At 49.3% G+C, this 12,852-nt stretch carries 13 protein-coding genes; 9 read left to right on the top strand and 4 right to left on the bottom strand.

Going from position 1 to position 12,852, the window contains the following annotated elements; all coding sequences use genetic code 11:
• The first annotated feature begins 33 nt into the window (after positions 1-33).
• Genes AC3Y2E_RS10040 through AC3Y2E_RS10030 form a run of 3 tightly spaced genes read left to right on the top strand, consistent with a single transcriptional unit; the run spans position 34 to position 965 of the window.
• Entirely contained in the window at positions 34-420 is a 387-nt protein-coding gene (locus AC3Y2E_RS10040; protein ID WP_379209685.1) for a HesB/IscA family protein, read from the top strand.
• Positions 421-444: 24 nt separating this feature from the next.
• Positions 445-687, top strand: coding sequence for a ferredoxin family protein (locus AC3Y2E_RS10035; protein ID WP_190928229.1), 243 nt, complete (start codon positions 445-447; stop codon positions 685-687).
• A gap of 23 nt (positions 688-710) precedes the next feature.
• Entirely contained in the window at positions 711-965 is a 255-nt protein-coding gene (locus AC3Y2E_RS10030) for a DUF1450 domain-containing protein (protein WP_379209682.1), read from the top strand.
• 137 nt (positions 966-1,102) lie between these two features.
• Here the strand turns inward: AC3Y2E_RS10030 and AC3Y2E_RS10025 are convergent, their stop codons facing one another.
• On the bottom strand, positions 1,103-1,372 hold the full coding sequence (locus AC3Y2E_RS10025; RefSeq protein ID WP_379209916.1) for a P-loop NTPase: 270 nt from the start codon (positions 1,370-1,372) through the stop codon (positions 1,103-1,105).
• A 257-nt stretch (positions 1,373-1,629) separates the two neighbouring features.
• Between AC3Y2E_RS10025 and AC3Y2E_RS10020 the strand changes: the two genes are divergently transcribed.
• On the top strand, positions 1,630-2,553 hold the full coding sequence (locus tag AC3Y2E_RS10020) for a UDP-N-acetylmuramate dehydrogenase (protein ID WP_379209680.1): 924 nt from the start codon (positions 1,630-1,632) through the stop codon (positions 2,551-2,553).
• Between the two features lie 50 nt (positions 2,554-2,603).
• On the opposite strand, the gene AC3Y2E_RS10015 is transcribed toward AC3Y2E_RS10020, so the two are convergent.
• Positions 2,604-3,968 (bottom strand): FAD-binding oxidoreductase, encoded by a 1,365-nt coding sequence (locus tag AC3Y2E_RS10015; protein WP_379209678.1) that lies wholly within the window; start codon positions 3,966-3,968, stop codon positions 2,604-2,606.
• Positions 3,969-4,306: 338 nt separating this feature from the next.
• Between AC3Y2E_RS10015 and AC3Y2E_RS10010 the strand changes: the two genes are divergently transcribed.
• Entirely contained in the window at positions 4,307-4,732 is a 426-nt protein-coding gene (locus AC3Y2E_RS10010) for a MarR family winged helix-turn-helix transcriptional regulator (RefSeq protein ID WP_190928221.1), read from the top strand.
• Between the two features lie 99 nt (positions 4,733-4,831).
• Positions 4,832-6,241 (top strand): MFS transporter, encoded by a 1,410-nt coding sequence (locus AC3Y2E_RS10005; RefSeq protein ID WP_379209675.1) that lies wholly within the window; start codon positions 4,832-4,834, stop codon positions 6,239-6,241.
• Here the strand turns inward: AC3Y2E_RS10005 and AC3Y2E_RS10000 are convergent.
• The gene (locus tag AC3Y2E_RS10000) at positions 6,238-7,137 is read right to left on the bottom strand and encodes a DMT family transporter (protein WP_379209673.1); all 900 of its coding nucleotides are present in this window, start codon (positions 7,135-7,137) and stop codon (positions 6,238-6,240) included. The genes AC3Y2E_RS10005 and AC3Y2E_RS10000 overlap by 4 nt on opposite strands.
• Before the next feature lie 290 nt (positions 7,138-7,427).
• Between AC3Y2E_RS10000 and AC3Y2E_RS09995 the strand changes: the two genes are divergently transcribed.
• Entirely contained in the window at positions 7,428-7,988 is a 561-nt protein-coding gene (locus tag AC3Y2E_RS09995; protein WP_379209671.1) for an AAA family ATPase, read from the top strand.
• A 222-nt stretch (positions 7,989-8,210) separates the two neighbouring features.
• Positions 8,211-8,642 (top strand): SRPBCC family protein, encoded by a 432-nt coding sequence (locus AC3Y2E_RS09990; RefSeq protein ID WP_379209914.1) that lies wholly within the window; start codon positions 8,211-8,213, stop codon positions 8,640-8,642.
• Between the two features lie 593 nt (positions 8,643-9,235).
• Here the strand turns inward: AC3Y2E_RS09990 and AC3Y2E_RS09985 are convergent.
• A complete protein-coding gene (locus tag AC3Y2E_RS09985) occupies positions 9,236-10,135 on the bottom strand; it encodes a helix-turn-helix domain-containing protein (protein WP_379209669.1) in 900 nt (299 codons plus the stop codon).
• A gap of 181 nt (positions 10,136-10,316) precedes the next feature.
• Between AC3Y2E_RS09985 and AC3Y2E_RS09980 the strand changes: the two genes are divergently transcribed.
• On the top strand, positions 10,317-12,680 hold the full coding sequence (locus AC3Y2E_RS09980; RefSeq protein ID WP_379209667.1) for a WG repeat-containing protein: 2,364 nt from the start codon (positions 10,317-10,319) through the stop codon (positions 12,678-12,680).
• The last annotated feature ends 172 nt before the right edge of the window (positions 12,681-12,852 follow it).

The raw sequence follows: 12,852 nt of genomic DNA, 5'->3' as shown, positions 1-12,852 counted from the left end.
TTTATCATAATTTAATAAACATAATACTATATTATGTATATATTTATCAGGGAGGGAATCAAGATCATACACATAAGCGAGACGGCCACTGGAAAGATCGCTGAGATGTTGCAAGACATCGGCGCAGATCAATATTTTTTGCGTTTGGGTGTCAATGACGGCGGGTGCAACGGTCTGTCTTACAGTATCCGTTTTGACGATTCGCTGGATGAGGGGGACCGGGCTTTCGTGTGGGGAACGTTTCAAGTCGTTATGGACCCCACTAGCGAACCATTCCTCGAAGGGGTTCATATCGATTACAAGGAAGCGGGCATGACCGGAGGCTTCACGATCGACAACCCCAATGCCAAATTCACGTGCGGCTGCGGAGCCAGCTTCAGAACGGCTACATACCGGGGCAAAGCGAAAAAGTGCGACTGAAAGTCGGGAGAGGGAGGATCGGATATGACTTTTGTAATTACGTCGGCCTGTATCGGAGAAAAAGCGGAAGATTGCGTTGATGTCTGTCCAGTCGATTGCATTCGAGACGGCGGGGATCAGTATTATATCGATCCCGATATTTGTATTTCTTGCGGGGCGTGTGAAGTGAACTGCCCGGTCTCGGCGATTTATTATATCGACGATGTTCCCGAAGAAGAGGAAGCCTATATTCAGAAGGCAGTCGATTTTTTCAAAAAGGGCAATTGATAGTGCTTGGGAGGGATGTGTATTTGTCGTTAGGGCTTGTTGTTGTGGAAGTTTGCGAGCGAAACCTTCTAGCCTCCTTTCAATTGGAACAACTGGAAGACCAGTATCCCGAGATTGCGGTACAAAGGACGCCATGTTTGTTCATGTGCCATCTGTGCAGGGCGGTTCCTTATGCCATGGTGAACAGCAAGCGGGTTTACGCCAGGACGGTAAACTCATGTCTGCACGATATTCAAGAAGCGGCCGTCAAGGAAATCAACGACTTTATGGGAACCTAACAAGACCCAGGACGAGGTCTTCTCGATGAATTTATAAAAAAAACAGCATCTGCCGCTCGTGCAGATGCTGTTGTGTTTCAAGCAGGAATCGTTGCTAACTCATTGATAGAAGCGTGTTGTCGTATAAGATTCCCATTTCAAGTATCCGTATGGATGATGTGCTCGGCAAGCAAGTTAAACTGTTGACCGTTCGTTGATTCCGGTGCATACACCGAAGGCAGCGTATGAGGGCTTAACGAATCCGGTTCCGGCGGCGCGATGGGGATCTGGGCGAGAAGCTTCGTCTGAAGCTGTTCGGCAAGCAGGGCGCCGCCTTGTTGTCCGAAAATATTATGCTTTTCTCCTGACGGATCTGCATAATAGGACATATTCTCGATAACTCCAATGATGCGCTGATTCGCCTGCAGCCCAGGATCAATTCTTTATTCAATGTTTTCACCGCCTATGTAGGAAATGAGGAAACGCACAGCTACAGTGTAATGAATAACGGACACTTAGTCAATATATACATATAATAAGTGTAAAATATGCAACATTGAATGGAAAGGTCTGATCCGCGATGACGAATAGTCGTAACGAACTTTTTAACCGGATATGTAAACGCCAGGTAAGGTTAGCCGAACACACCTCTTACGGAATCGGAGGAGCTGCGGATTACTTTGTAATGCCGGCAAACGTTGAACAACTCCTAAGTGTACTGGACGTGAGCCAATCGTACGGGATGGAGCGCGTTGTGTTTGGTATGGGGTCCAACGTTTTATTTCCCGATTCGCCCAAGCCGGGGACTTTGTATATTTCGTTGAAAAACATGACCGACGTTACCCCGAGCGGTTCCGGTTGGTTTGTCTCTTCGGGCACTCCGTTGTCCATGCTGTCTCTTGCCGGGCTGCTTGCGGGTTCGCCGGAGTTTCAGTTTACGTACTTGCTTCCGGGTTGCCTGGGTGCGGGAATCTATATGAACGCGAAATATTACGATGAGCAGATTGGCGACAAAATCGAGAAGGTATATTATATCGATCTGGACGATCCGGCGTTATCGCTGCAAACGATTCATGTGAAGGATTGTTTATTTGCCTACAAACAATCGATTTTTCAGCATAAGCCCTGGATTATCGTAGGGGCCGAATTCCGGGTTCCGGAGCAGGCAGGGGAGTTAGCAGTTTGTTTGAGCCGACTGCTGACCCAACAGAAAGCGGCTAACGAGAACGGTCCGTCATCCTTGGTTACGTTTTATTCGTACTTCTCCCGGGAAATAAAAAAGCTCCAATCCCGGCGAATTCGCATACCTGAGCCTATGAAACACATCGAACAATACCGGACGGAGAAGCGGCATTTCAAGTTCCGCTCCTGCGGCTCGTTTTTCAAAAACAACTACGCGGCCGGCCTATCCATCGGCGCTATGGTCGACCGGTTAGGACTAAAAGGGTTATCTTGCGGAGGAGCCGTCATTTCGCCCTACCATGGCAATATGATATTGAATGTTCGCCGAGCAACCGCATCCGATATTCTTGTCTTGAAGGATACGGTGTCGGAAGCTATTGAACTGCATTACGGGTTTATTCCCGAGACTGAAGTAGCTATCTTGTAAGTGCCTAAACACTCCACCTCAACTTGAAGTGGAGTGTTGTTGTGATGGAGCTAAACTTGAGGTTGAATATTATGATTATGCCGGAAAAAGTTCGTCGGGTCGTACTTTTGTTTAATGGCCGCTAATCTCTTGTAGTTGCCCCCGTATGTATCTCTAATAATTTGCGGGTCGGCTTGTACGGTATTGAGATAGGACGTTTGACGCGTCGAATAGGGCAGCATCGTTTTGTAAGCGGAATCGATCCATTCCTTGCACAGCTTCTCCTCATCCGTCGGATAATCGACATCGAAGCACAGGAGGAACGAGGCGTCCCGTACGGCAAACGCCGTAGCATCGGAAGGAACCCGATTCATCTGACCGTGGCATTCCCAGAATTGAACGAGCAGGGACGATCTGGGCGGCTGCTCTAGTTGGGCCAGTAAAGCGTCTATCGCTTCTTCGTTAAACTCTTTGATAAACAGCGACGTTCCGGCAACAGCGACATTTTTTGGAGCCGCCAAGTCAAACCGGGATTGCAGCTCCGTATACCGGACTACTCCCGTATTATCCGAGATCGGCTGAGCCAATTCACGCAGCGGCTGAACGGCGTCGTGCCCGTCGGCTTTGTCCCCGGCATACAATCCGGCTATCACGATGACTCGTTTATGGTGCAATGACTCAGGCACACCCGGAGCGGCCGGCATTTGGAAGGTCATCATGTTAAACGATACTTCGTCGGGCGCCTTACGCAAAAATGCCTGGGCGTTGCGCAAAACCTGCTTTGCATCTTTATAGTCGTACATTACGTCAACAGACAATACTTCAGGTCCAAGCGGATACAAGTTAAACTCGAAGGACGTCACCACGCCGAAGTTGCCGCCGCCGCCACGGATCGCCCAATATAAATCGGGATGTTCCTGATCGTTCACCTGAATCTCCTCGCCATCAGCGGTAACCATCCGTGCAGAGCGGATATTATCGCTCGTCAAGCCGTATTTGCCTCTCAAGTAACCGGTCCCGCCGCATAAAGCGAGTCCGGCGATGCCGGTTTCCGTTACAGTTCCCGTAGGTGTGGCCAAACCGAATTTTTGCGTCTCCGCATCCACGTCGCCCAGCGTGGCGCCGGGTTCGACGATAGCGATTCGACGCTCCAGATCGACGGTCACTTTGCGCATATCGGAACAATCAATCATCAGCGCGCCGTCGCTCACCGCGGTTCCGGCAACATGATGGCCTCCGCCGCGGATCGTCACTTCCAGGTTTGCTTTTTTGGCAAATTGCACGGCAGCGGCAACGTCCGCAGCCGATTGGCAAACGACAATCGCCGCCGGATATTTATCGTAAGCGGTGTTCCAGACTTTTCTTCTTTCGTTGTACGCTTCCTCGCCCGGGACTAGGAGCCGCCCGCTCAGTTGGTCCTTTAATTGTTCGAACAATGAGTATCCCTCCAAAATAATGAATTGGCCACCGCTCTGGTAATCGTTCTGGCAGATGGTGGAACAGTGATCATTATAGGAGACAAAGAATACATAGTCAATATATAATTATAATATGTGTAATATGAAAGTTAGACGTAACAGTTCACATGATTTTATTCTTTTGAGCTTATATACGGGGAAAGAACCGCTGTCGGTACGGGCTGCATCGGGTTAGATCATCCGCTTCTCCCGATAGTATGGATCGATGGACCGCACATTTGGATTGACACGTCATATCGTTGAACATATAATAGTCACAGCAACTATCATCACGCCGATTATCGTGGAGGCCTCCATTGGAATTAGAAAAATATATAGGTGTTATCGTTCACAGGGCAGATTTGAAACTGAACAACTATTATCAAAAAGTGGTTAATCCCTTTGATATTACCGTCGATCAATGGGAGATCTTAGTGATTTTGTGGGAACGGGAGGGCATCACGCAAAAAGAGCTCGCCGAACGATTGTACAAGGATCAGACGAACATTGCCCGGATGCTGTTTAAGCTGGAGAAGAAAGGGTTTATTTATCGCGTGACACATGAGACCGACCGGCGATCTTTGCGCGTTTATTTGACGGAGAAAGGACACGGAATTAAAGACGAAATTCTCGAACCTTCGATTGAGGCTTACCAGAAAACGGTGGAAGGATTAACCGAGGAAGAAGTGGAGACGTTCCGGAGAATTCTCTCTGTGATGTACAACAATGTGAAGGATTTGTAAGTTTTAGGTTCCCTAGTATGGTCGATAAAATTGATTATATAGTTGCTATGACCATTATCGATATGACGAGTAGTTGGAGAAGATACGGAGTGTGAGAACATGACAGCAAATCAGGAGAAAGTCGGTATTTTTGACCCGCCTTACCGGGCTCTGACGATCGGGATCATACTAGCCGTTACTACCGTGGCATTCGAAGGGCTGGCGATTACGACGATTGCTCCGAATGTTGCTCAGCATTTAAACGGCTTGCATCTGTACGGATGGATATTCAGCGCGTTTTTATTATCGCAAATCGTAGGCTCTATGATGATCGGCCAGCAGATTACCAAACAAGGAGTGTATCCCTCGTTTCTCTTAGCGATTCTCCTTTTCGTGATCGGCATAACGGTTGCGGCTGCTTCTATTCATATGTTTATGCTGATCGCCGGGAGAGCCTTTCAAGGATTCGGCGCTGGCGCGATGATTACCTGTGTGTATTACAGCATCACCTTAAGCTATCCGGACAGGCTAAGAACGAAGATATTGGCCGCTTTCTCGAGCGCCTACATTTTGCCGGCGATAATCGGTCCTTATGCGGCGGGACTTCTGGCTGAAACTTTATCGTGGAGAGTCGTGTTTTGGATTGTGCTTCCGCTGATCGGTTTGGCGATTTTCCTCACGATTCCTTCCTTTCGTCAGCTTCAAACGCGGGCCAGATCGAGTCAGCCTTCCTCCCATAAAGGCTTTCCCAAAGAGGGATATGCGATTATTTTAACTTTCGGCACCGGGCTGCTGCTAAGCGGGCTAGGCTGGATTACGGAATGGAAAGGCATCGTTCTTACGATAGCAGGCATCCTCCTGATGGTTCACCCCTTGCGCAGCCTGTTGCCTATAGGAACGTTTACCGTCCGAAAAGGGCTGCCCGCAACGATCGTTACGAGGGGATTGTATGTAGCCTGCTACGTTGCAACGGAGAGCTATGTGGTATTGGCGTTGACGGAAGTGAAGGGGTTCTCGGCAGATCTGGCAGGATTGATTGTTGCCGCAGGCGCACTAAGCTGGTCCGCCGCCGCCTCGCTGCAATCCAAACTGGATGAACGAGATCGTGGCGCAGGAAGAACAAAGCGGGTGATCACCGGTACCGGTATTATGATTGTCGGGGTCGTATTCGTCATTGCTTCGATCACGCTGCCGGGAGGCGTTCTGGGGTATGCCGTGATCTCTCAGCTATTCACCGGCTTCGGCATCGGATTAGCCAATCCCACCACAGGTGCTATTGCGCTGCAGCATGCCCGTGCCGGTGAAGAGGGGGAGGTCTCCGCCGTCATTCAGTTCATAGATGCGTTTAGCCCCGGGATCAGTATCGGCGTAGGCGGAGCTTTAATCGCGATGAGTCAAACGTTGCAATGGGACTTATTTACCGGCGTCTTGCTGGCGTTGTCGCTTCAGCTGCTTTTCATGATAGGAAGCTTTGTGATTTCGTTCCGTATCCAAAAAGCAGCAGCAACTGGCACTTCCATACAAGGTTAAGGCGCGGAACTTTTGCGTATGGAAGCTTTAGGAGCAAGCGATACGTTACCGGCCGCTATGCCGCCCAAGATAAGGACAACCCCGATCCATTGCAGCAAGCTTACATGCTCGGCCAAAATGAACGAAGACATGGACACCGCTACGGGAAGCTCGGAGGCGGTTAAAATGGTGCCAAGCCCCGGCCCGATACGCGGCATTCCGATCGAGAACAGTAACGGCGGGAGTACGACGCCAAAAAAACCGAGAAGCAGTCCATACGGCGCAACCCCCATTAATACGGACATATCCAGCAGAAACGCCGGCGGAAGCAGCACAAACACAACGATAAGACCACCGGTGGACAGCAGAGCGCTTTTCTGGACCGGAGGCGTATCTTTCCCAACGGAACCGCTAAGAAAAATGAATGTAGTAAATGTCAAAGCCGAAAGCAGCGCCCAAGCCATTCCGGCCCAGGAAAGAACGATTCCGCCAGCTGAAACGACATTGGCAGCGAGAACGGAGCCGATTAGAAGGACGGCGATCGAGATCATTTTCCCTGAAGTCGGTTTTTTCTTGTACACGATCCACTCCAGAAGCGTGCCAATCCAAACAAACTGAAATAAAAAAATGATGGCAAGCGAAGCGTTCAACGATTGCAGGGACTGGTAATAAAATACTCCTGTCAGGCCGAATGGAATGCCTGATAATAGCAGCTGGATCGTACGTTTTAAAGTCAATTTCTGTCTTTTGGTAAAGAGCACCAATATCCAGGAAAGCAAAGCTCCGAATAAATACTGGCCGCCTGAAACTGCTGAAACTGAAAAACCTGCCGAGTAAGCAAGTTTGACAAAGGTCGATAACAATCCGTAACAGCATCCGCCCAGAAAGACCATTATTGCGTAATGCCAAGTTTTCATCGTCGTCCTCCTCTGCAAAATAAAAAGCCACACGGTTGTCGAGAAACAACCGTGTGGCGAAAATAGAGTCTCCTCTAGAAAAGTCCACGTCCTGTAACAGGTTTTATTATTCAAATTCCATTACAGTATAAGAGCAACCCTATACGTTGTCAATGTCCATTTACTGTTCGAGTATGGGGGGAAATTCGGTGAAACTAGTTGATTTGTGCCTGTTCATCCATCATAATCGGATACAATAACTTCTTCGATACCTATTTATTGGAGGAAAGTCGGATAGGAGGACGTATCTAATGAAGCTGATTGTTATATTCGGCCCGCAGGCAGTAGGGAAAATGACGGTGGGGCAGGAGCTGGCGAAATGTACCGGACTGAAATTGTTTCATAATCATATGACGATCGATCTCGTTTCGAACTTTTTCAGCTACGGCAGTGCGCCCGGAAAACGGCTGGTTAGTTTGTTCCGGCAGGAAATTTTCGAAGAAGTGGCCAAGAGCGACTTGCCCGGTTTAATTTTTACGTATGTGTGGGCTCTGGATATGCAGGCGGATTGGGACTATGTGCAAAAGATCAGCGGCATTTTTGAGTCCAAGGGCGGTGTCGTGTATTATGTAGAGCTGGAAGCGGATGTGGAGGAAAGACTGGAGCGCAACAAAAGCCCGAACCGCCTGCTTCACAAACCGACCAAACGCAATATTGAGTTTTCCGAACAAGATCTGCTCCGCTCTATGGATAAGTATAGATTGAACTCGTACGAGGGGGAGATCCGGAAGGAAAACTATATAAGGATTAATAATACGAAGCTTGGGGCAGAAGAAGTGGCTCAACTGATCAAGGAAAAGTTTCATTTATAAGCAAACTGCCCGCGATGAAGGGCGAAGCGGATTCGGGTTCGCAATCTGCTAGCGATGATCAGCTGTAGATCATACAAACAGGCTGCAGCGGGCAGGTGTACATGCGCAATCGGGGAGAAATCGGCAAGGAATGGCTATGATATAATGAGGACATTCATGGTTGACGATAGGAGGAATTCCAATTTGGCGACACTGGATCAAGTGCCAGTCGTAAGGGCGGAGATGCTTATTCGCAGACCGGTTGCAGAGGTGTTTGAAGCTTTTATTGACCCGGAGATTACGACCAGGTTTTGGTTTACGAAGAGCAGCGGAAGATTGGAACAAGGAATGCGCATCCGGTGGGACTGGGAGATGTATGGTGTACACGATGAGATCGAGGTAACGGAAATCGTGGCGAACCGGCTGATCCGGATCGAATCTTCGGATCACACCCGGACCGAATGGACCTTTACGGCACGCGCGGACCAGGAAACCTACGTGACGATCACCAATTCGGGATTTGCCGGAACCGGTGACGAGATGGTATCTCAGGCGATCGATTCGATGGGCGGTTACACGATGGTGCTTTGCGCCTTAAAGGCGCTGCTGGAGCACAACGTTGCCCTGAACCTCGTGGCCGATAAAGCGCCTGACGCCCATGTGAACCGTCAGTAGATCGATTTTGCCACTGAAATGCCGGGGAACCAAAAACGATTTTGTCCAAAACGAGCCTGGAGGGGAAAATAAGAGCGGTTTAAAGCTGCTAAAATCCCCGAAAAAGCTGCCTCCCCCATCAGTTGGTTGAAATAGGGGGTGCAAATGAGGCTGTCGATTCAATGTGGACAACCAAGTGGAAAGGGAAAAGATTACCTTCTGGCGAGTTTTGTCTGGAATCCCCTACCTTACAATCCTTATTCAATCAAGGGATTCCGGACAACCTGTCTGAGCAGAAGAAGGTAACTTTTCACTTGGAACGGTCTGCTAACACTTCTACACAATGAATCGACAGGCTCGCAAACCGCCTTTATTTGCTTCCGTCTACCCCATATGCCGAAAATAGAAGCTGCCAAAGACTCTTATGCCGTCATGAAGGATGGCGTCCTCATACGTTTTCAACAAAGGAACACACTCGCTCACAGAAAAGCGCCGTTCTCGCTGAGACTTTCGTCCCTGAAAAAGGCGCTACCATTTACGCAACGGTCATTTTGTCGTGTCGAAGGATCTATATGGGAAATACATCACAACATTTCCATCTCCACCGTCAGCCGTCACTCGTGCTTGGGCCGGTATTGCAGTGGCGAGGTGCCGGTCCAACGCCGGAACTGCCGGGAGAAGTGGCTTAGCGAGCGAAACCCGAGCCGGATCGAGATATCTTCGATCGACAAGCTCGTTGTGACGAGCAGATGCTTCGCCTGATTCACGATGAGAAGGCTGACATAACGGCGCGGAGAGACGCCGTACACCTTCGTAAATATTTTCGTGCATTGGCTGCGGCTCATATGCATTTCTTTGGCGATGTGGGCGATGGAGTCCTCGGAATCCGGAGAAGCCATCCGTTGCAGCCGTTCTTCTACCGCATGAGCAATATCCGTCTCCAGGGACGAAGCGGCCGGCGGGCGCTTTTTGACCGGAGCAGGCGTTAAAGCAGCGCGTTGCTCGGCAATTTCTTTGACAATCAGCAGGATGCAAGCTTGCAGCTCGATTTTATGCAATGGATCGAAGTGTTGTAATGCGAGCATTCCCGATCCGTGGTGCTGTTCACCGACCAGACCGGCGGTCATAATCCGCTCGATTTGCTTCATATAACCGGGCAGGCCCGTGTTCTCCGCCTCAGAGCGGGACAAGTACCCGCAATCGGCTCCGCTGAGCCGCCTGCGCAGCTCGGGATCGTCGACGTCAAAGTGAATGTTGAAGAACGAGTAGGGGGTAGCGGAGCGGTTGTCCGTCCGATGACGGGCTCCGGATTTGACAATAATCCAGTCGCCCGGATGAAGCGTCAGCTCATAACTTTTCATCACTTGCGTCACTTCGCCGCTGAAGCAGTACAACAGCTCGTACAAATGATGATGATGCATCGGATACGACCAGCCGGGCGGCTTGACGCCGAACCCGCATCCGGATATTTGCAGCGTGCTCGTCATGTTCGGAAAGTATACTTCGATATCCATCGTGTTCACCCCGGCCGAATAATCTGTATGATTTATCATATCACATGCCCGGACATATATTAGGCACATCTTGTCGATGGAAGACGAGTGATGGGAAGAAAGTTATGGATAAAAATACCTACTGATGTTACACTTGGCAAAGGAATAGATAATAATGGCAGAAAAGGGAGAGGGAATGGGAGTGAAGCGAATTCTGCTTGTATGGATCGCCAGTGTAATGCTGTATGCGTGCTGGCCGGTCTCGGCTGCAAGTGCCGCCGAAGCAAAGGTAAAGGTATACGAAACGGGAGTAACCGCCTATCAATACGTAAACACGTATGATGAAGTGGTGTCCGACTATTTTTCTGCTGTGTTTGTTGAAGTAGACGGGAGTATCAAAATTCCGGCTTTTTCGCTCAAGCGGATGGGCGGCATATTAAGTCATACTAGCGGAGCCGGTGGTAAAGTTACAATAACCGACCACCAGAAGTCGATGACTTATGAGATGAAAATCGGCAGTTCTAAAGTAACGGTACTGAACAAAGATAAGATTAAGCAATCCGAATTTACGCTTAGCAAGGAAGTAACGGTTCATCTGGTTGGAGATTATCCGTGTTACCCATTAGATTTCTTCGAGAAGATCGGGTACAAGGCCGAGTTTGATGGAAAACGGACGATAAACGTAGATTTAAGTCTGAAGAAGGCTGAAGAGAACAAAGAAGATTCTAAACTCGTTCCGTTCTCGGTCGGTTCCAAGTATGGCTATATGAACACAGCGGGCAAAGTGGTCATTGAAGCGGAGTACGATGGAGCGTTGCCGTTCGCGGAGAAACTCGCCGCCGTAAAAGCGGACGGCAAGTGGGGCTATATCGATGAAACCGGGAAGATGGCGATCTTGCCCCAATACGATACGATATCCGCCTTTGAGGAAGGGATTGCCGTTGTAGGTCAATATGTAGACGGCGAGCTGAAGATGGGCTACCTGCAACAATCCGGGAAATTGCTGAAAGCTCCGGATTTCAACTATGCGCTCCCGTTCAGTGAAGGATACGGTGCAGCCACGTACGGCAAATCGTTCTTTTATATGAATCAGGACGGAATATACGTATTGTATCCGGACAATGACGATGCGGGGCCGTTTTCCGACGGTTTGGCCAAGATCGGGAGAAAAAACAGCTACGGTTACATCAATAAACGTGGGGAAGAAGTCATATCGCTGCAATATGAAGATGCCGGAGATTTTAATGAAGGTTTGGCTGCCGTCAAGCAAGATGGCAAATGGGGTTATATCGATAAAAACGGAGAGACCGTTATCCCTTATCGTTACGATCACGCAGGTTCGTTCGAGGACGGTTTGGCGGTTGTGAGAACCGGCAAACTGTACGGTCTGATCGACAAAACCGGCAAAACGACAGTCCCTTCCAAATTCGATATGATCGGTACCGGGCATAACGGCTATTGGCCGGCCCAATCGGCAAATCAATGGGGATTTATCGATGTGAAAGGCAATTGGGTCATCGGTCCGGAATACGAGTTCGCTTATGGAGCGGCAAGCGGTCTGTTCTACTTGCAATCCGAAAGCCGCAGCTACTATGTCGATTCACAAGGGAATGAAGTTGTCCCTCGCGATGCAAATGGCAACGAATACGTGCGGATTTGGACGGCTGGCAAAGCAATTGAAGTAAACGGAAAGCTGCTGGAGCTGAACCATCTTCCATCGGTTATCGAAGGCGTTACCTATGTTCCTGCACAAAGCGTACTGGAAAGTGTAGGTATGGATGCGGAGTGGGACGCCGAATCGTTAACATTGACGGCAAAGCGGCCTGGCTTATCGATTGATCTGCAAGCGGACAAAGCAGTAGCGCAAGTGAATGGAAAAGAAGTGGAATTAGCCGCTGCTTCGTTCATATGGGAAGACGTTTTGTACGTTCCGGCTTCTTTTCTGAAAGGAAACGTTGTCGCTTTATTGGACGTAACAGAGTACGCCCCCGTTGACCTGACGGAGATGGGAATGGAACAGGCGTGGGACGACTTTGCACAGTGGGCCGAATCATTCGAAAATGCGGATCTCGAAACCCAACTGGAGATGGCGGCTCAGATCGAAGAGCATTTTAACGCAGTCGAAGCGGAATATGCAGCGATATTTCAATCCGAACCGAACAACGATGCCGCTTATCTGGAATATGCGGTCTTGCTGGGTGAGCTTGCTCAAATGTTTGAGCAGGAGGAGCTGTGGGCTGAATCGGCTGCCATGGCGAAGAAGGTTGGTCAAATCAATGCACGTACTGCAACTTATTATCATTTATACGCCGCCGATCAACGTTTGGTTGGTGCCGAGAAAACCGAGGTATACCGGAAAGCGGCTGAAGCCGATCCGTACTTGCTGCTCAACCATGCATTAACGAACGGTACGTATTATGAGGCGGGGATCGCGTTCGGCGAAATGAAAGGGATGTCGAGTTTTGCAGTATACAGCTTGAAATTGGCCGCGGCATACGGCACGGAAGAGGAACAACAGGAAGCCAAGGCACTATTGGACGAGAAATATGGAGCGTCGATGGAATAAGTAAGGATGAGCCTGAATGACATAGCCATTATTAAATATTGGATCGGGCTTTCCCTATTACCGGGGCAGCCTTTTTTTGCAATTATTATGGAAGTGAGATTAACGTGCACAAATGGTCAAAAAAACGGACGCTATGCACATGGTGTCAAATGGGCGGCTTGGATATGATAAA

It is taken from the genome of Paenibacillus sp. MAH-35 (assembly GCF_058135425.1).
The sequence above is the reverse complement of the archived record's forward strand: the minus strand, read 5'-3'. Positions and strand labels throughout refer to the sequence as shown.

Excerpts from the sequence above, each read along its gene's own strand:
- AC3Y2E_RS09985 (WP_379209669.1), bottom strand. The coding sequence starts at position 10,135 with ATGGATATCGAAGTATACTTTCCGAACATGACGAGCACGCTGCAAATA.
- AC3Y2E_RS10005 (WP_379209675.1), top strand. The coding sequence starts at position 4,832 with ATGACAGCAAATCAGGAGAAAGTCGGTATTTTTGACCCGCCTTACCGG.
- AC3Y2E_RS10020 (WP_379209680.1), top strand. The coding sequence starts at position 1,630 with ATGCCGGCAAACGTTGAACAACTCCTAAGTGTACTGGACGTGAGCCAA.
- AC3Y2E_RS09990 (WP_379209914.1), top strand. The coding sequence starts at position 8,211 with ATGCTTATTCGCAGACCGGTTGCAGAGGTGTTTGAAGCTTTTATTGAC.
- AC3Y2E_RS10040 (WP_379209685.1), top strand. The coding sequence starts at position 34 with ATGTATATATTTATCAGGGAGGGAATCAAGATCATACACATAAGCGAG.
- AC3Y2E_RS10000 (WP_379209673.1), bottom strand. The coding sequence starts at position 7,137 with ATGAAAACTTGGCATTACGCAATAATGGTCTTTCTGGGCGGATGCTGT.
- AC3Y2E_RS09995 (WP_379209671.1), top strand. The coding sequence starts at position 7,428 with ATGAAGCTGATTGTTATATTCGGCCCGCAGGCAGTAGGGAAAATGACG.
- AC3Y2E_RS10035 (WP_190928229.1), top strand. The coding sequence starts at position 445 with ATGACTTTTGTAATTACGTCGGCCTGTATCGGAGAAAAAGCGGAAGAT.